The following is an 18191-nucleotide window of genomic DNA, read 5'->3' as shown; positions in this document are numbered from 1 at the left end:
ACTTCTCCCAACAAGATAAAGGAAACATGACCGATCTTTACCCGCCCACCGACTTTTAAACAATGCCCATCGATAAACAATAGTCTGTAAACAATCCGGCTTCTTGATCTAGCGAATTCCACTTGGGCATTCCCCCTTCAAATGCTCTCTATCACCACAGCTCAAAGGAAGGGATTGCATGAGGCTCTACAAGCAAACCTATTCACCCCACCCATTAAAAAACATCCCATGCATAAAGTTTTAACCGCCCCTCAAACAATGATATTTTATGACACAACGGGATAAATGATTATCTTATAGATTTTCTCATCTCATGCTCATCCGGTTTCAAGAAATTTCTTAACAAATACAAAATGCCATTTACCAAAGAATAGCTCACAAAGGCTCACCACGCGTTACAATAAATCGCCAACCTGCTCTAACAAACAGATCACCCATTTTGAAAGCAAAGAGCGCTTTCTTCATACACTGCCGAGGAAGCCGCTCCATTTCACCTTTCTCCGCTTTAAGTAAACATATTCGTTGACCGCCTCCCAACATCTCAAAGAACGAAGATTTTACCCCCTCAACAATTTTTAAACAATCCAACGGCTCTGACAAGGATTTTATCTGCTGATCATTGATGTGTTGTACTTGCCATAAAACTCTATGAACTCTAAGCTCTACGAGAAAATTCTGCCCTGAAGATTTGCTCATATCTTTAATACGCAATGGATCAACAAGCTATCTGACGAGATATCATCACCCTCAATGACAGTGTTTTAATGATCTTCTTTTACGGCATAAGAGAAGAAAATTATCCTTAAGCTTTTTATCATCGCCCATCAGAGCTCTAAACCGAGCCGCCTAAACCCATCGCTCTAAACAATGTATCACAACACGAACAAGAGAAAGGAGAGATTGGATAAAATCTTTGACTTCTCAGCAACAAATTCTATGAATAAAGGAAGATTTTCTTCTCTCTTTTCCCCCTCCTTCAACAATTATTGTCTTGATCCTCTAAAGAAAAATAGACAAACTTACCTTTACAGCGGCATAAAAAGTAACATCATAAAGAGGGTTAAGGATTCATTTTTTTCAAGAGCGCCGCTAGGCTTTCTACACAATATATTCAATAAGACTTTTTTTCATAACAACCATTTTGCTCTCTCTTTCTATTTCTCTTAAAGCTTTCATTCTCAGGCTTTGATCGCATAAACCACCGCCATATTGACAGGACGTGTCTCATCCCCTCCTGTTTTTTGCAACAAGATCTTATGTTCATGCTCTCCCGCAGCCTCTGTCAACATATTTTGACGGAAGACCACAGCTATAGTCCTTTTATAATCACCGCTATCTAGCTGCATAACCAAGTTATCAATCTCTGACAAACTATGCTGGTGTTTGCCTGTCGAATCTGTTTTTCCTTCATGGGTATGAGCTTTAAAAGATTCTTCTTGTCGACTTCCCAAGAGGCGTCCTTTATCAATGTCTTTTCCACTATCGAGTCCCCGTAAAAACATTCCCCGCAAATCGGGAACATTAAATGTTGTTTTCCCATCTCCTTTTCCCCATGTTTCCCCCAAAACAGCAAAGAGATTGGCATAGCTCTTTCGTGAATATTCTTTCCCATCACACAGCAACCACCCAGAGGGTATTTTTTCACTCGCAAAAGTTCCAATAAATCCGGATGAAAAAGATTCCGGTAAAGGAGGAAAGGGCGGAATTTCAGGAAGTTTTATAGTAGGATTGGTTAAAAACCATCCATCAGCATTTTTCCCAGCAATATCATGCGTATAGACGAGTTCATAAAGCCCTCCCTTTTGTATTTCTCCCCCTTTTAAAGGCACAATCCCCTCGGGCGTTGCCATATAAGTTGGTTTTGGGGGCAACTGATTTAAAGAAACATTTGTTATTCCGCTATTGACGCCTTGTGCTTTAAAGCGCACAACAATGCCATCTATATAAGTCTCAAAAAAAGACTTTGTCGCCAAACGAAGGGATGTTTTCTTGTTCTCCCTATCAACCGTAAACTGTGTTTCAATCCCGCCCCCATTATCCAACAAATATTCTTTGATGCGTTGCATCATAGCGCGCGCACTATCGTTGACTGAACTTGGCGGTTGCCCTTCAGCCCAGTTTATACTCTCATCGACATAAGCATTTTCTGATGCGATGATTGACCAATCATAAATCGAACTCATAGAAGACACTCTTTTTGCAAAAAGGAAAGACGAGCAAAGAGGGAAGAAAAGAAAGCCGCAATTTTATTTTTAGAAGCCGGAATTTTCTTCATTCTCAAACCTATTTTATCATAATCCACATGCAGTAATTTTGTTTTTGCATTGATAAAAACAGCTTCAGGCTTCACACGCAACACGTCTTGCGCCAGAACGCCTTGATAACGTTGTGGATTTCCCTTATAATTAAAGGTATAAAGAGGATATCCTTTTTTCTTTCCCACAAGGATAATATTTTCTTTTGCTCTCACATCACAAAGCCCTAGAATTCCTCCGACCAATCCCAGCACTTGCTGCGCATCCCGCAATGGATCTTTTGTCACAGAAGGTATTATTGTAGATTTTCCTGAAGTTGTCCCGTAATTTCCCGCAGCCTGGGTTCCTACCTGTAACAAACGTCCCAATCGGTTCCAATCTTGATTATCTTGTTCTGACCATTTTTGGCGTTCAGCATCTAAGACATTTTGACGGTTGATATCTTGAATCATCCCCCCTTTCAGAGCATTTCCTTGCACATTACTCTGTCCTTGATAATATGCATTTGCCGCATTAACCTGATCATACTGAGAGCGATCAATCATCTGATTTGCGTTCATCATATTATTAATATCTTGATTATATTGCTGAGCTGTAGCATTTGTTGCCAAGGCGCCAAGCTCATCGGCAAGCACACCGGTATGAGCCCCAGAACCATAACGTCCGGCTCCAGACATCGACTGATTAATCGCATCGGAAGTTTTATTCAGAGCATTTTGCAATGCAGCATTAAATTTACTATTGCTTCCAATCCAATTTCCCTTCGCCATACTGGAAAGATTTGCAGCACTGTTGGTTGGTGCATTTAACCACTGGGTTACTCCAGGATTGTTATAAAGCCCTGCGGCTTGTTGTAAACCGGACAGCGCATTTTTTGTCATATCGCTAAGACCAGCAACGCGCTCTCCCTGATAAACGTTTCCGCCAATTCCTTTCTTATAAAGCCCCTGTGCATCCGCACTGGCTTGTTTAAGAATATCCGCCGCCCAAGCGGGGGGTGCATTTGTTTGTGTTGTCGTCTGCACTTGAGGTGTTTTTTTTCTACTCATGGCCCCAGAACCTTTCTATATTGAATAAGATTACGAGAATATCCGTGATGAGCGAGCCTTTTCGCCCATCCAATTCTTCCAAACATGTGTATTTCTTCAGCGTTGATTGTTCGCGCCCATTTTTCGACCTCATCAATCAATTTGACCAATTTCAGTCCTCCCTCTCCAGCAAGATCTGAGAGAACGACGCATTTTTTACCCGTATGGGCACTTTCAACTTTGGTTATTGCAAAAGCACTAAATTGGATTTTATTTTTTAAGACCAGCCACAATTGGGCTTGTCCTGTTGCGATTTCTTCAGCAATTTTTTCCAGACAAACATCATCAGGAAAGCGCTGAGCATATTTTTTAAATGCCCCATTAAGTGTCTCTTGATAAGGCGCTATTTTTTCCCATGGCCATTGCTCTGTTAAATGAGCAGAATACAAATCTTGACGATCTTGCATCATGGTTTTAGTTCTCTTCACTTTTTCACGCACACCCTACCCCTTGGCAGACTTCACCCATTCCATGCTTACCGCCCACCTTTCAAAAAAAGAATACAGCAAAAGGCAAGAAGCCCCCATCATTTCCCCCATCGTCCCTTTGTCACAAGATAAGAAGAAACTTTTTATAGAGAAAAACCATGATGCAAACTATTTTTCCATATCATAAGAAAGCATCAGCCCCGCCTTATTCCTTTGAGGATAAGGACATAGCTTATCGCATTGCTCTTTTAATTATAAAGAGCATATTACCACATATGTCTTTTGATTTATGGCATAACTATTGCATAGTTCTTTTGATTATTATGGCATGCTTATCGCATGCCGGCGGGCATCAACTCCACATCAAATCCCGTGACATGAGACCAATTCATCCCCTCAGGAATGCGCAATTTAAAGCGATAAAACCGTGCCCTTGCGCGACAATGAATTTGTCCGGTATTATGAGAAGGCTGTTTTTCTGGTAACCACACGGTTTCTTCTTCAAGAGATTGTCGAAAGCGCATTCCCACAGACAAATAAAAGTTTCCACTATTGACTTGAGGCATAATATTTTTCACCCGTGTTATCACGCCATTTGTCTGCCCCATTTCTTGTGATGTCACCACACAAGCCATAGGAGAACCAGAAAATGATCCCAGTCTGCCCTGTTGATCAAAGGCTCCCAGAATAGGCGATTCATTTTTCCAAGCTTTACTATCGAGAGAAAAGGACAAATCATCAATATTTTGAGCTACAAAATCGAGACCTTCTAGAGTTGTTCCAGATAAGAAAATGGGTAAGATCACTTTGATATCCACGAGAGCTTTTGTCCATTTTTGCAATCCCCAATCATAAATGAGCAAGATACGTTTATGGAGGCTCTCATCGCTATCCACCATCCAATAAACACGATTATACACGCCATCGATCGCCGCAGACATGGTATACAGATTACTCTGTCTTGATTTTGCAGTCATGGTTCGATCCACTTTTTCAAAGCCAATGGGTATAATCTGTCCGTCATTGGTTATTTGATAAAAACCGCCCTCATCAGCAAAGAACGCTAAATCTCCGCGACAAACAATCGATTCAGCATTTTTTGCCCCTCGTTTATCGTGGATTTTTTGGAAACTAAAAATAATCTTAGAGCCAGGAATAAAAGAACCAGCATAGATTGCAGAACGCATAAAGATAATGGGATTTGTTGTCTCCGTTGCCCCTTGCACGAAACCGCCATCAGGAAAATCTTGATAATCACAGCTTTTTTTCCCCACGGTCCAAAATTCTGCATCATTAAGTCCAGACCAATGCACCCGTCTTGGATGTTCGGTTAATTTCATCAAACAAACGAAATCTCCCCAGACGCGAACGATCCCCGCTTGTGGTGGATTTCCTCCTAAATTTCTAAATGTTTTATCATGAATAATATCGATCACTTGTGGTTTATCATTGGCATTGACCGCAATAATAAAATCACCAAACAAAGCAAAAGACCACGGGGCATCGATATTCGCCAAATAAGCCTTTCCTTTTTGGCTAATATCTTTCCACTTCATTGTTGTGTTATCCAGCAAGAAGATTTTTTCTCTTGTCCCAACAATAATAGAAACCCCATTTTTTGTTTTAACCGCAAGAGCGCCTAAAATGGGCTCCGGACATGACTCTGACAAAGGTTCAAAACTTGGCATAGGGATATAAGAGCCATCAGCCGGGAGCACATTGACAAGTTCATCGGTAAAAATTCCATTGATATCCGCCACATCAGGTCGATAATCAGCGATTGGGAAAAAAGCCATCAAGACCCCCATAAAATATTTGAAGAGCCCAGTGCTAAAACACCAAGGCTTGCTCATTAAAACCACAAAAGCCCTTAAAATTATAAGAGCACAAAATTCTATAAATATACAACCCAAGGTTGATACACACCTTGAGAAAAATAAGATCACACATCATGGCAAGGCCACCACCTTCCACCAGCGCCCAAGCAAAATCCACCGCTAACCTCTTTAAATGTCAGCCTCGCCACCACCCACACTCTTCAATGCCAGCTTCAACCCCAAGTATTGAAAAAAAGCCATAAAGCCCCCCAGAAGATGCCCCCATAAAATATCTGAAAAACGCAGTGTTATTCAAAACATCAAAGCTGATTGATGAGAACCACACGCCTAGAACAAAACTTTAAAGGCATAAAATCCCATCAAGTCACAACCCAAAGTTGATACATTCAAAAAAAATATCAATGTCCCCAGCGCTTCCCCCTCAAAACCCGCTCCTCAATGCCAATCTGGTTCTCAGCACCAATTCAGTCTCCAACATGAATTCAGTTCCTAAAGCTCATCGAGGCATAAGCACGACTCTCGTCTTTAACGCCAATCTGAGCATAAACAATTGAAAAAAGCCTTTTAAAAATTCATTGGGCGAATTTTTGAGGAACCTTTTCGACGGGATGTTTCAATACGCAAAGCTTGAAGCTGTTCTTGAAAATCTCTAAAAGAAACGGCAGCATATTCAGGATCTTTAAGGATATTTTTATAAAGTTCATATTTTGCCCGTGCTTTAATGAGATCAAAAGCATAAATCAACCAAGGATTATTGTCTTCTTTGAGCTGTTCATCGCTAACATAAACAGGAGTATACGAAAGTTGTACGTCTTCGACACTTTCTGGTGTTGGAAAGAGTCCCATTTTTTGATCAAGGGTGGTATAAAAGAATGGCGTTCCTAACTCAGGATGCCTACCATATTGTTGATGCAACACTTCCAAGGGCTTAAAGAACAACTTTGTTGGTGTTGCATTCTTTGTTACTAAAAAGACGTCCTCCAAACCCTTTTCTGATTCAATAAAAACGCCTTCTTCTCGTCCATACCATGTTTTTTCACTTTGTGTTTTGAACGTGCTTTTTCTCCTTTCATTAAAGAAAAAGGGTTCACGTTCACACAAGCGCAAAGCCGTAACAATGGAATCTTGAATTTGCAGAGAATATTCAGCTGTTGTATCGTCAATTTCATCTTGAATCAGCGCGACCATAGAGGCAAAAGTTTGCGATCGATCTGAATGTGTAAGATCGCGCTTGTTAGGATTACTGGATAAAGCGGTCATAAGCCTTTCCTTTTTCTGGAAGTATTTTAAATTTTCCCCCAACAAGAAGAATCTGTTGGGGGAAGTGAGCAAGCATTCGCTTTAAGCAGGTGCTCCATAAGTTGGGATAACGATTGTGCCAAAATCTTGAGCCCCTTGCGAACTTCCTGGCAAGGTAAAGCAGGTTTTTTTCATACCAATAATGGTTTTTGCCGCAACCCCGAATTCTCTTTCATAATCGAAGAGTTCTTCGACCAATTTATAGCGTGTTGCGCCTCGATCTTTCCCAAAAGCGATCACAGCACTTTGTGCCCCAAGAAGCACCGCACGACGCACATTGGGGACAGCTTTATTTGTCGTTCCAGACTCAACCCCTTCGGTAATATGTTCAGCTTCGCGTAAAACGACACCATTATACATTCCCAAAGATCCATCATAGAGCGGATTTTTGATACGGCTTCCACTATAGATTGCCTTAGTAATGTCGAGCCATTGTCCCGCATCTGTATTGGTTCGCAATTGCGTCACTTGGGTTGGATGAAGATAAAGCACATAGACATTTTCCCCATCGATCCGCACGGGTCTAATTTTTGGATTTGCCAATTTAGCCCGTTCAACAGCTTTATCGATTAGTTTAAGATCAAAAACATCATTTTCTTTTAAGTCCTCATCTTTTGTTTTATCGTGAGGACGCACCACGCGTTTATTGGTTGGAGCCGTTGGGGCATTAAACCCATAATGAACGGGTTTAAGAGTAATTGTGCGTCCCTCAAAGTTAATGGTTTTTGCAGTATATCCGCAAACTTGAATGAAGAACATCATACTGAGACGATCCGCATACCAATCAACCAAACCATTTTTTGCTTCTGTGCGCAAATCGTGGAGAATCCGTTGTTGATCAATGGTGCCCTCATTTTTGACACGCACCGCATGAACGAGTTCATTAATTGCCAAGCGATCATTGAGAAACTGTAAAGCTTCTTCATTGCCTTCCAATGTCTGCCCTTCACTCACCCCATCACCGAGCAACTGGACACGCAAATTAAAGCTAATGGAATCCCCACTTGCTTTCGTGGTTTCATCCTTTAATTGTACGATACTGTTTGAATCATTTCCAATCAACGGTGCAATTGGGATTGCTTTTGAGACTTCTTGGTTTAAGAGTTTAGACCATGTGCGCACTGCCATTGGGTCATTGAGTCCGATATAAGTTACAGTCATTTTATCCTCGAAAAGTTTATTGACATAAAAAAAACCCGGCAAAGCGCCGGGCGCTCAAAACACCACATTTCATTTCAGATGGTGAATAGGTTGTTCTCGTGTGTTTTGTTTCTGTTAGCCTCTCGCCTCCCACTGATAAGAGCTCTCCTGACCGCGTCCGTGCTTTGAGAAATCCCCTCTCTGCCTCCTCCACCCACACTCTCTTATGTTTCCACAAAAGACACCCCGCGCATTTCATGCACCAAAAGCCCCTCACGTATCCCGCAAAAGACACCTGCCACATTCTTGTTTTTAAAATTCTCTACCACCCATTAAACGATTAAAAGCCGCTTTATTTTTAGGATCAGCAACCCAAGTGCTAAATTCTGCTTCTGACATTTTATCCAGCATATCCAAAGAAATTAGCCCACTTGGCGTCAAACCGTTATAAGCAGCAAGTGTACGGGCAGAATTGTGTCTTTCTTGTAAATTTTCACCCATGGTATTCTGAACATTTGTATAGCCAATTTTTTGTGCAATCGTGTAAATCACTTCAGCCGGATTTTGATTTTTTTGCGCACAATCGCGCAAGATCTGCTTCAACTCATCACCAATCCTTGCATCAATATTTTGGGGATCAGCCAGCTCAGGATAGAGCGAAGCATAAGCTGCCAACTGTTTAGCGCGCATTTCATAAATAAAATCAGCCGCTTGATCAAAATCATGGTACTTTTGTTTAACACTTGCAACAGACTGCTGATAAAACGCCTGCAACTGTTCTGCTTCGCGAACAGGGGAAGGTTGTTGTTGTTCATTAACAATCCCTTGTTTTTGGAGAGTTTTTCCCAACCATTGCATATAGCCCATAAAGTCCTTTTGCGGATCTGGCGGCCCAACCTCTTTTCCTTGAAACTCGTTTCCCCCTTCTTGGGAAGGTGTCTGTTGTTGATGCCTTTGCCCTTGAAAATTTTCTTCCAAAGTTTTTGCTTCTCTTCCAATTTCACCCTCTTCTCCCTCTTGTGTTGAGGCAAGAAAGTCTTGTTTCAAATGGTTTTGTTCTGCCGGCGTTAAATGTTCTTGATCCATGACGTTAGCCTTTTCTTTTTTAAACAATCAAATTAAATTTTTCAGATAAAACAGTTTATGCGCATTGATCCCCAATGCCCTTCCATCACTTGGGCTCCAGCATATCGACACCATGCTCCCCCTCACATGACAGCAAAACGCCATCTCTTCTCTGCTTCTGCCCCCAAAATGGACTATCCAACAGCATAGCCCTTCTGAGCTAAAGAGAAAGGGCATTGCTCTCTATAAGCATAAGCAACATTGTGTCATGGAAATTTGTATCCATCTGCCCATTGATAAAGATCATCCAAGATCGCCCATCACAAAGCCCCCTATTCACAAAGCCACTTATTGTTGGGCATTTACTGTCTGCAACATCTGCATGATCTGCTCTACTCCTCCATGAGTCCCCATTGGTGCTGCAGCATTTTGCTCTTCTTGAAGAGTGTTTTGCGCCTTTAGCGCAATTTTATGAATAAGAGAGGCGGGTAAAGGCGAATAACGTAAGAGATCGAGCATAATCTCTGGTGTTGCAAAATTTTGCATCAAAGGAAGCAATTGCATGATCAATGCAAAAGTACGCTCTTTTTCATTCAGACTCGTTGGTGCATCATCCACGACAATATCATATTCCAAACTTGTTACCATTTCGCGTGTCAAAGGAACATACTGCGCATTTTCATCCCCAGCAATACGAACCAACCGCCCATCGGACAGATAATTTTGAATCAGATAGAGAATAATTTTCCCCTGTCGCTGCCGATATCGACGCAAACCATCAAAAAAGGAAGCCAACAGATTAAGAGATGATTGGCGCCGTTGTTGTTCAAGAATACCGGGCTGATTAACAGCGCGCGTCCCAACAAATTCAGAAGACAATCCCGTCACTTGCTCGAGAGCGCTCTTTGCTTCATTAAACAATTGGAAAAACCCTTGCGGAAATTGCGCCACCGGTTTAGGCTGGATTCTCCCACCAGACACAGCCCCACTTTTCAACCAAGTAATGCTATCGGCTCTAGCCCAACTCTCAACAGCTTGTCGATCATCATCAAAAGCATCACGTTCTGCCATAATACCGCCTTTTGATTGGCTATTGAGCAAATGCATCACTTGACTAAAATATTTGTTTGCCCACCGTTGTGGATCTTTTGTAGGGCGCACAAGCCCGTAAAATTGCCGGCTTAACTTATCAAAAGTACCGGTAATACATTCCCATCCCAATTGACCTGCGGGAACCAAAGGCTTATCGGGTGCTTCAAGCAACTTTCTGCCTAAAAACGCTCGTTTGACAATTTTTCTCATCAACCGTGTTGCTTGAATATCCGGAAAGGCTTTACTTAAATTTTGGAAATCCTGCTCTGAATAATCAATAAACTTTCCACTTTGCGGTTCGAGAACTTTATAAACCACCTCACGTTCAAACCAGCGACATTCAGCCAATGTCACCATTTTAGGCCGTTGATAGCTTGTTCCCTCTTCTTGTTGATAAGGTTGTGTCCCATTGTTGGTTGGGTGTAAAAAACTCTGATGTTTCACCCAGTCGGCATTAAGATCACTCCAATGAACATGGGGAAACATTTGCTGAGCCACTTCTAAAGGCTTTTCATCAATGTACCATAAGCGTTGTGCATCAATGAGATTAGACTTAACAGCACTCGCATCCCAGACCATTTTCATAGGATCAAGCCGCGCAATAATGGGTTTTCCTTGCGGATCTTCTTCATAATCAAGGCGGGTATCCGTCCAGCCCATACCGCAAATGACCGCATCTTGAAAAGCATCGGAATCTTCATATTCCCCATCAGCTTCATCGCGAAACCATTCGGCTGCCCCTGTTAGAATCTGGTTTGCAAAAGCAGCCCCTTCTTGTCGTGGAATAAATTGGACTTGTCTTTTATTATTGCGCTCAGCCCCAATAACGGCATTAATCAAAGGTGCAATACGGTTAAAAGTCATCACCGGTCTGTTTTGTTCGTTCAAGACGGCCAAGTCTTGCTTATTCCATTGCCGCCCATTATAAAAATCGTAGTCTTCTTGGGCATTTTTTCGCCATTTTTCCACATGCGCAATATCATCCTGATACCAGCCTACGAGTTTTTTAAAGAGTGCTTGATGTTCAAGCGTTTCGATTTGATCAAAAGAAGAGAAAGAAGAATCTGTAAGTATATTCATTAAAAAGCCATCCATGAAGTTTGAGAATGGTGAGAAGAGCGATAGGTATTTTTTTTAGGACGGACATGGGGCTGTTCATAAGCCACACACATCAGTCCAAAGGCATCGGCCCCATGGCTTGCCCAATCATGTTCAGCGCCAAGACCAATATTGCGCTGTTCATCACGCTTTTCATGATACCAAGCGAGTGCTTTTCTCCCCGCACCTGTTGTGTCACGATTAAACCATAGAGCAGGAAACAAACGCCTTACGGCTTCGATACGCATTTTCACAGCGCCCGTTCCCTGATTAGGAATGATTTTGGTTTGAAAACCAGCTTGTTGCAGTGCACTTTCAAAACTGACATTATAAACACGATCTTTTGTTGCACCATCATGGGGCAAGACCATGAGAGCCTTTTCATATCCCCTTTGAAAGACCCACCCCACATGCTCAGAAAGCGGTTGCCCTTGGGCTTCATAATAATCGAGCACGCGAATTTCCCGCCCAACAAATTGCGCGACCCACAAGGCGGTTGCATCGGCCTTTGCTCCCGTTCCCCCGATATCCCAAAAGATTTTAATTTGCATCAAAGGATCACGTGGAACAGTGGTAATCCGCCCTTCCATTTCAGCTTCGAGAAGACATTTTTGATAATAAGCGCCTTGCACAGCTTGGAGATATTCCCCTTCCCAAATATGGTTATACTGCTCTGGTCTTTGTTGCAAATCGCTCAATCGATCCCGATTAAGCTTTTCGGGAAATTGCGGATTATCGCGCCAATTAATTTCCGCCCCTTTGATATTGGGGTTATCAACATTTCGAAAACGTTTTTCCACGGGGGCATTTTCATGGCATGGGTTCCAAGTGACCCATAATTCTGCATTCCAATCTTTTCCCTCTTCGCGCAAAGTTGGAATAAGCGTTTGCCAAGCAGTCTCGGTTACCGGTTCCGCCTCATCAACCCAACAGAGGAAAACACGCCCCATTGATTTAATACTAGCAATATTTCGATCAAGACCAGCAAAAACATAGACGATCCGTCCATCTTTTGATTTAATATATTTATCGCCGATTTCATAATAGTCTTGTAGAAACGGATAAGATTCGATGGCGCGTTTAATTTCTTCCAAAGAACTCTCATTGAGAGAATTTTGAAACTGTCGCGCACAAAGAATAATACCGCGTTCCCCCGCCATTCCATGGCGATATCCCACCACAGCTGACATCAAAGCAAAAGAGCGTGTTTTTCCAGAGCCCCGTCCTCCCCAAGCCGCCCGCACATCGGCTTTTCCCGTAAAGACAGGAATAAGCTTTGGGATAAGAGCCACTTGAGCCGTTTTCTGCCCGATTTTTTGAGAAATTTTCTGAACAATTGTCATGATCAATTTTTATACTTTAGCAGCAATTGAACTTCACATTTTTGCATGAGATCCCACCTGAGCAATCCCCTTGCCCCCGCCATACACCCCAAGCCCTCAAGCCCCCCAAGGCACAAAGCCCTGCCCCCTCAAACACCGCGCCCCTGTCCCCCACAAAAGCACGGTATCTGCCCCCATTTCACCAGGCTCACACAAAATCCCTTAAAAGCACGCCATCTTCCAATTTCATGCCCCGCAACATCCCCAAGCCTTACACTTGATCTATGCCTCAAAGATCCCCACCAAAGCACACCATCTTAAATTTCACGCTCCTCATCCATCAAAACAGTATCTCATACCACCCCGCCCAGATACCCAAACACCCCAGGCCCCCAGCAGTTAAGTATCACAAACACCTACAAGCACGATATCCTCTGCTTCAAACGCGCTCACACATCATCCCCCAAAGCAGCGCCCTTCCACGAAGACATCTCCGATCATCCACTTCCACGCAACATTTTCCGATATCACAAACCTCAGTTTTCCGCAGGCTCACGCTTCAAAATCCCGCTTCTCCGATTGGATCCCCTTTGACTTCACGGATACAATCTCGATCCGCGAAACTGTTTTGACATCTCCACCCCTTCAATAACGAGAAAAGACAAACCTTCACAAGAAATCCAAAACGGCAGAGTGCATCAAGCGCTCTCCCCCGCGCCTTTCAAGCATCACAGCCATGTCCCCTTACGTACCACGCCCAGATCTCTTGCCACAATCTCTTGAAAGCTTCATCTACTTCGATACACGCCCTCACACATCATCCCCCAAAGCAGCGCCCTTCCACGATGACATCTCCGATCATCCACTTCCACGCAACATTTTCCGATATCACAAACCTCAGTTTTCCGCAGGCTCACGCTTCAAAATCCCGCTTCTCCGGTTCGGTATTTTTAGGCTTCACGGGTACGATCTCGATCCGCGAAATTGTTTTGACCTCTCCCCCTGCTTCTCCCGTCACCTGAAGAGGCAAAACTTTTGCCAGCAGTGAAAAAAAAGGCACAGGATTATTTAGCGCATGATATTGCAGATAAGACACCAATCCATCTTCTCCATAGTGAGATCCAGCTTGTTCAGCGGCTGTCAGTAAGGCTTCATTAAACCGCTTGGTTGTTTTATTCAAAGCCCCTTTTTTCCGCCCTTTTCGACGTAAGGGAAGACAATTTTTCTCAGCCATCATCATGTTCCTTTCAATCAAGAAAAACCAATTCCATGACATAAAAGAATGCCATGAAAATCAGCAACGAATCTTCAAAAGCACTCCACAATGAAAAAAGCAAAACCACCCTCAACAAGCCAAAAGCTGCCATAATACTGGACCCCTCAACTCCAAACCTCTGTTCCCATTCCATGCCCTCACAAAAGGACAACACGCCCTAAAAGCCCACACAACGGGTCAATCCTCCAGCTCCTTGAACGTCCCTTTTCTTATTTTACAGATCCACGCCTTTACGCTTTTCTATCTTTACAGAAAAATCCTCCAAACCATCACCCCACACCACTTTAGTCAACACTGATCTATTAACCATCAAACTTCTTGTGTAGCAAAATATCCCCTACGAACTTCAGATCATCACCCTTCAAACGGATAGTATGCCTTGCCTTATCCCAAATATTTCTGCTCTCTTCACCACACCTCAGAACCACACTCCTTTACAATAGAACCGCACAGCCAAATATTTTAATTTTTCTTGCCAATCTTCTGAAATTACTTTATCACTCAAAAGATGCTTTGGTCGTCTACGCAGCGATCAATAAGGGATTTGAAAGTCCGAAAGCTCAGTACAAAAAATCGATGCCACTTTGCGGCATCTCCCGGATTCCGGGAGCTTTTGCTATGTCCAGGTGCGATAAGCACTAAAAGCAAAAGGCTGACTGAGCTCAGTGCTTTCAAACTCCCGGATACCAACGCGAGGGCGCTCGCAACCGGCGGGGGGCTTGAAATGCAAACCAAAAATCCACGTTTTAATGATATTTCGATTGGCAAAAGAATTCGTCATAGAAGAATGTCAATGCGGCTTTCTCAAAAGGAATTAGGAAACCATTTAGGTGTCAGTTTTCAACAAATCCAAAAATACGAAAAAGGCTTCAATCGTGTAAGCGCAGGGCGGTTACAAGAAATTGCCAAGCTACTGAAGGTTCCCATTACCTTTTTTTATGCGGATATTGCTACAAAAGAAGATATCCCCACAAAAGAATATCCCTCACACGATGATCAAGAAATCTATAGCGAAAAAGAACACGCTCTTGTAAAAAATTTTAGAGAACTCCACCCTAAAAAACAGAAAGCAATTTGGTGGTTAATTTCCGATTAGACAAAAGCCCCCTCATCAGCATATTCCGCAACATACCTCAATAAAACTTATGTACATCTCAAGAGACAATATTTCAAGGAATCTTAAGAACAAGCCCAATCCTCTTCTTCACTCTTCGTCCCCACTTCTCTCCCTACATGCTATGCCACAACAAACGCCCCCACAAAGCCCAATTCCTTCACATCATTTTACAGATCCACGTTTTTAGGCTTTTACGTCTTTACAGAGAACAGTGAGACGAAAGGCTCAAACAGTCAGCACGCGCTGCACTATCAACACAAATCTTTAAACCACATGACTTTTCTAGCAGAATTCTCTTCTAACCACTTCATATGGTTATCACCACGTCTTAAAGGACGATATTTCATAAAAACTTAAGAGCAAGAGCTATTCTTGCCACTTTTTGCCTTTTCACACTCTCTGCCCCCCTATTTTCTCACCGCATTCCCTACCACGACGAAAGCCCCCACAACGCATAAATTCTTCGCATCATTTTACAGATCCACGTTTTTATGCTTTTGCGTTTTTACAGAAAAATAGAAAATGAAACGTTCAACCCGCCATCTCCACACCACTTTAGTCAACACTGGTCTATTAACAATCCGGCTTCTTATGTAGCAAATTACCCCTCTACAGGATAAAACTTTCCACCTCACACCGATTTGTAAACTATAATCCAGCTTCTCACCTAGCGACTATCCCCCACTGAGATCAAATCACCACTCCTCAAAAAATATTCTTTTACAATAGAACCGCACAGCCAAATATTTTAATTTTTCTTGCCAATCTTTTGAAATTACTTTATCACTCAAAAGGTGCTTTGATCGTCCACGCAGCGATCAATAGGGAGTTGAAGCCTGAAAAGCCTAATACATGAATTTGTCCCGCTTTGCGGGTATCCCGGAATTCCGGGAGCTTTTGCTATGTCCAAGTGCATCTTCGCACTAAAAGCAAAAGGCTGATTAGGCTCAGTACTTTCAACCTCCCGGAATACTCATGCGAGGGCGCTCGCAACCGGAGGGGAGCTTGAAGTGCAAACCAAAAATTCACATTTCAATGATATTTCGATTGGCAAAAGAATTCGTCATAGAAGAATTTCAATGCGGCTTTCTCAAAAGGAATTAGGAAACTCTTTAGGTGTCAGTTTCCAACAAATCCAAAAATACGAAAAAGGCTTCAATCGTGTAAGCGCAGGGCGGCTACAAGAAATTGCCAACATACTGGCGGTTCCTATTACCTTCTTTTATACGGATATTGCTACAAAAGAAAATCATTCATACTATGATCAAGAAATCTATAGCGAAAAAGAACAGACCCTTGTAAAAAATTTTAGAGAGCTCCACCCTAAAAAACAAAAAGCAATTTGGTGGTTAATTTCTGATTAGGCAAAAAAGCAGCATTCAAACATTATCCGCCGACACCCCCCGCCATTACCCGTCAACACCGCGTGCACCTAAAGCTTTCGATATCGGCTATCACCCGCCTCCAATAATGGTATTTACAGCAGCCCCTCAAGGTAGGAGGCCCACCCCCACTTCAAACAACATCCCCTTGTTCATCCCCCCTTTGACAGCATCAGAGAGCAACAAGCAAAAAAGCAACAAAATTTTGGAAAAAAACCTTGAGCACCCTCACCCCATTATCTTCTCACCCATCATCTTCCCCATCTTCCTGCTGGCTCTTATGCGGAGCTCTTAATCTGATCTGGTTTAAAGATACAATTCCGATTGTGCCATTATGATACCTTTTTACATTGACCTTGTCAAGTTTTTATATTGTTCTTTTAATATTTCGTGTCATTCTTTCTCATAATCATCTCTCTCATACAAACACAATGCCCAAAACATAAAGCACAAAATACAATATCATTATGTTGCTCATTCACGCGTTTTTGAAAAACATACCTTACAGCTTTCGCCATTTCACGACAGTGCGCTGCAAAATAATGCTCCATACCTTGTGATCATAAAAACCAACCTCTCCCTCTTCACATCGCTTGCTCTTGTCACCATCTCTGGTAGCAACCGCGCCCCTCCATCCCATTCTCTCCCATTTCAACCCACTCTCCTCTCTTGGCTCCAGCCATCGCCCCATCTCTCCATCTTCCATTCCTCTCCCCCCTCAACACATTCCTCGCCATGATAAAACCCCACATGCCCCAAAGCACGCACAACGCAGAAATCCTCCACGCCCCTAACTTCCTCTTCCTTTTTTACGGCTCCACGTTTTTACGCTTTACCATCTTTACTAAAAAGCAGCCAAACAAAACGTCCAAACCACCACACAACTGTTTTACGAGAACGCAACACATAACAACGTACTTCACAACAAGCTTATCCACCTACAAACTTGCCTTCATTCTTCACGCATCCCGTCACTCTCTTCACCGTCTCTTTATGCTTAAATAAAAGGAACACACCGGCATATTACCAATGTTGCCCATCTTTTGACTCACATGAAGCGTTTTTTAACCATCTGCCCCTCAAAGAACGAAATTTTCTAAGCACCGATTGACAATCCCATTTCAAAAAGCAGATTTTCCCACAAGACAAAACTTCCCCCACACACTGCTCTGTAAACAATTCTCTACACTTTAACCTCTTGCTCAACCCATCCCACCATCTCGAAATCACCATCCCCTCAAAGAGCAGTATTTACGGCATGATAGGAAACGAACCGTCTTAGAAAAAACGGCATGGAGAGATCAAAGAGATCAATGATCGTCTTCTAATGTTGTATGAGGGGGTGTTAATGCTTTATTTTTCTTAATTTTTATAACACCAATCATTCCAGTGAAAATAATGAAAGAAGACATCGTTAAAAAAGAGCTCACCAATCCTACCAGTGCAAAAAGCCCAGCAATAAGGCCAGACACAGCTTCAGCAGAGTTTGCTAAAGTTGAAAAGGTTCCAAAACTCTTACCAAAATCTTCACGACGAGAGTATAATTGAAGCGCAGAGACTAAACTAATATCCACAAATGCCCCCGTAAATCCTAAAACGAAGGCAAACATGAGAAGCAGTGGTAAATAAAATATTGCCGCTAAAGGCATAAGAAATAGAATTCCCCCATAAAGAAGCCAAAAGACCATAAGCTTTAATGATGTAACCTTGACTATAATTTTACGATAGGACAAACCACCCACAATCGTTCCAACAGCCATGAGAGAAAAAAGTGAACTCACAAATCTTTCC

General features: G+C 42.5%; 14 protein-coding genes and 1 pseudogene. 2 read left to right on the top strand and 13 right to left on the bottom strand.

The window, feature by feature from the left end:
- Positions 1–375: 375 nt before the first annotated feature.
- From PVV66_RS07865 to PVV66_RS07815, 11 genes are all read right to left on the bottom strand, one after another.
- On the bottom strand, positions 376–696 hold the full coding sequence (locus tag PVV66_RS07865) for a hypothetical protein (RefSeq protein WP_273719191.1): 321 nt from the start codon (positions 694–696) through the stop codon (positions 376–378).
- Between the two features lie 482 nt (positions 697–1178).
- Positions 1179–2183, bottom strand: a complete 1005-nt coding sequence (locus PVV66_RS07860) for a phage tail protein (RefSeq protein WP_273719192.1) — start codon at positions 2181–2183, stop codon at positions 1179–1181.
- A complete protein-coding gene (locus PVV66_RS07855; protein ID WP_273719193.1) occupies positions 2180–3304 on the bottom strand; it encodes a tail fiber domain-containing protein in 1125 nt (374 codons plus the stop codon). The genes PVV66_RS07860 and PVV66_RS07855 overlap by 4 nt, the downstream gene beginning before the upstream one ends.
- The gene (locus PVV66_RS07850) at positions 3301–3753 is read right to left on the bottom strand and encodes a hypothetical protein (RefSeq protein ID WP_273719205.1); all 453 of its coding nucleotides are present in this window, start codon (positions 3751–3753) and stop codon (positions 3301–3303) included. Before PVV66_RS07850 ends, PVV66_RS07855 begins: the two co-directional genes overlap by 4 nt.
- Before the next feature lie 350 nt (positions 3754–4103).
- Complete coding sequence (locus PVV66_RS07845) at positions 4104–5567, bottom strand: hypothetical protein (RefSeq protein ID WP_273719194.1); 1464 nt, start codon at positions 5565–5567, stop codon at positions 4104–4106.
- A gap of 606 nt (positions 5568–6173) precedes the next feature.
- On the bottom strand, positions 6174–6869 hold the full coding sequence (locus tag PVV66_RS07840) for a hypothetical protein (RefSeq protein ID WP_273719195.1): 696 nt from the start codon (positions 6867–6869) through the stop codon (positions 6174–6176).
- A gap of 81 nt (positions 6870–6950) precedes the next feature.
- Positions 6951–8069, bottom strand: a complete 1119-nt coding sequence (locus PVV66_RS07835) for a N4-gp56 family major capsid protein (protein WP_273719196.1) — start codon at positions 8067–8069, stop codon at positions 6951–6953.
- Between the two features lie 291 nt (positions 8070–8360).
- Positions 8361–9134, bottom strand: coding sequence for a hypothetical protein (locus PVV66_RS07830; RefSeq protein ID WP_273719197.1), 774 nt, complete (start codon positions 9132–9134; stop codon positions 8361–8363).
- Between the two features lie 327 nt (positions 9135–9461).
- On the bottom strand, positions 9462–11300 hold the full coding sequence (locus PVV66_RS07825) for a portal protein (RefSeq protein ID WP_404977273.1): 1839 nt from the start codon (positions 11298–11300) through the stop codon (positions 9462–9464).
- The gene (locus PVV66_RS07820) at positions 11285–12646 is read right to left on the bottom strand and encodes a PBSX family phage terminase large subunit (RefSeq protein WP_273719199.1); all 1362 of its coding nucleotides are present in this window, start codon (positions 12644–12646) and stop codon (positions 11285–11287) included. The genes PVV66_RS07825 and PVV66_RS07820 overlap by 16 nt, the downstream gene beginning before the upstream one ends.
- Before the next feature lie 892 nt (positions 12647–13538).
- Positions 13539–13859 carry a hypothetical protein gene (locus PVV66_RS07815; protein WP_273719200.1) on the bottom strand — a complete coding sequence of 107 codons (321 nt, stop codon included), beginning with the start codon at positions 13857–13859 and terminating at the stop codon, positions 13539–13541.
- 766 nt (positions 13860–14625) lie between these two features.
- On the opposite strand from PVV66_RS07815, the gene PVV66_RS07810 reads away from it, so the two are divergent.
- Both PVV66_RS07810 and PVV66_RS07805 read left to right on the top strand, forming a co-directional pair.
- Positions 14626–14997 carry a helix-turn-helix domain-containing protein gene (locus PVV66_RS07810; RefSeq protein ID WP_273719201.1) on the top strand — a complete coding sequence of 124 codons (372 nt, stop codon included), beginning with the start codon at positions 14626–14628 and terminating at the stop codon, positions 14995–14997.
- Positions 14998–16028: 1031 nt separating this feature from the next.
- Positions 16029–16382 carry a helix-turn-helix transcriptional regulator gene (locus PVV66_RS07805; RefSeq protein ID WP_273719202.1) on the top strand — a complete coding sequence of 118 codons (354 nt, stop codon included), beginning with the start codon at positions 16029–16031 and terminating at the stop codon, positions 16380–16382.
- Positions 16383–17051: 669 nt separating this feature from the next.
- Here PVV66_RS07805 and PVV66_RS07800 read toward each other — a convergent pair.
- Positions 17052–17186 carry a hypothetical protein gene (locus PVV66_RS07800; RefSeq protein ID WP_273760970.1) on the bottom strand — a complete coding sequence of 45 codons (135 nt, stop codon included), beginning with the start codon at positions 17184–17186 and terminating at the stop codon, positions 17052–17054.
- Positions 17187–17710: 524 nt separating this feature from the next.
- Positions 17711–18191: pseudogene (locus PVV66_RS07795) on the bottom strand (MFS transporter); the annotation flags it as partial.

Origin of the sequence: Bartonella sp. AU16XJBT, assembly GCF_028618665.1 — a bacterium.
GTDB lineage: Bacteria > Pseudomonadota > Alphaproteobacteria > Rhizobiales > Rhizobiaceae > Bartonella.
This window is presented reverse-complemented; position numbering and strand designations above follow the sequence as displayed.

What these genes read in the sequence shown, in the direction of transcription:
- PVV66_RS07865 (WP_273719191.1), bottom strand. Translation starts at nt 696, where the DNA reads ATGAGCAAATCTTCAGGGCAGAATTTTCTCGTAGAGCTTAGAGTTCAT.
- PVV66_RS07860 (WP_273719192.1), bottom strand. Translation starts at nt 2,183, where the DNA reads ATGAGTTCGATTTATGATTGGTCAATCATCGCATCAGAAAATGCTTAT.
- PVV66_RS07855 (WP_273719193.1), bottom strand. Translation starts at nt 3,304, where the DNA reads ATGAGTAGAAAAAAAACACCTCAAGTGCAGACGACAACACAAACAAAT.
- PVV66_RS07850 (WP_273719205.1), bottom strand. Translation starts at nt 3,753, where the DNA reads ATGATGCAAGATCGTCAAGATTTGTATTCTGCTCATTTAACAGAGCAA.
- PVV66_RS07845 (WP_273719194.1), bottom strand. Translation starts at nt 5,567, where the DNA reads ATGGCTTTTTTCCCAATCGCTGATTATCGACCTGATGTGGCGGATATC.
- PVV66_RS07840 (WP_273719195.1), bottom strand. Translation starts at nt 6,869, where the DNA reads ATGACCGCTTTATCCAGTAATCCTAACAAGCGCGATCTTACACATTCA.
- PVV66_RS07835 (WP_273719196.1), bottom strand. Translation starts at nt 8,069, where the DNA reads ATGACTGTAACTTATATCGGACTCAATGACCCAATGGCAGTGCGCACA.
- PVV66_RS07830 (WP_273719197.1), bottom strand. Translation starts at nt 9,134, where the DNA reads ATGGATCAAGAACATTTAACGCCGGCAGAACAAAACCATTTGAAACAA.
- PVV66_RS07825 (WP_404977273.1), bottom strand. Translation starts at nt 11,300, where the DNA reads ATGGATGGCTTTTTAATGAATATACTTACAGATTCTTCTTTCTCTTCT.
- PVV66_RS07820 (WP_273719199.1), bottom strand. Translation starts at nt 12,646, where the DNA reads ATGACAATTGTTCAGAAAATTTCTCAAAAAATCGGGCAGAAAACGGCT.
- PVV66_RS07815 (WP_273719200.1), bottom strand. Translation starts at nt 13,859, where the DNA reads ATGGCTGAGAAAAATTGTCTTCCCTTACGTCGAAAAGGGCGGAAAAAA.
- PVV66_RS07810 (WP_273719201.1), top strand. Translation starts at nt 14,626, where the DNA reads ATGCAAACCAAAAATCCACGTTTTAATGATATTTCGATTGGCAAAAGA.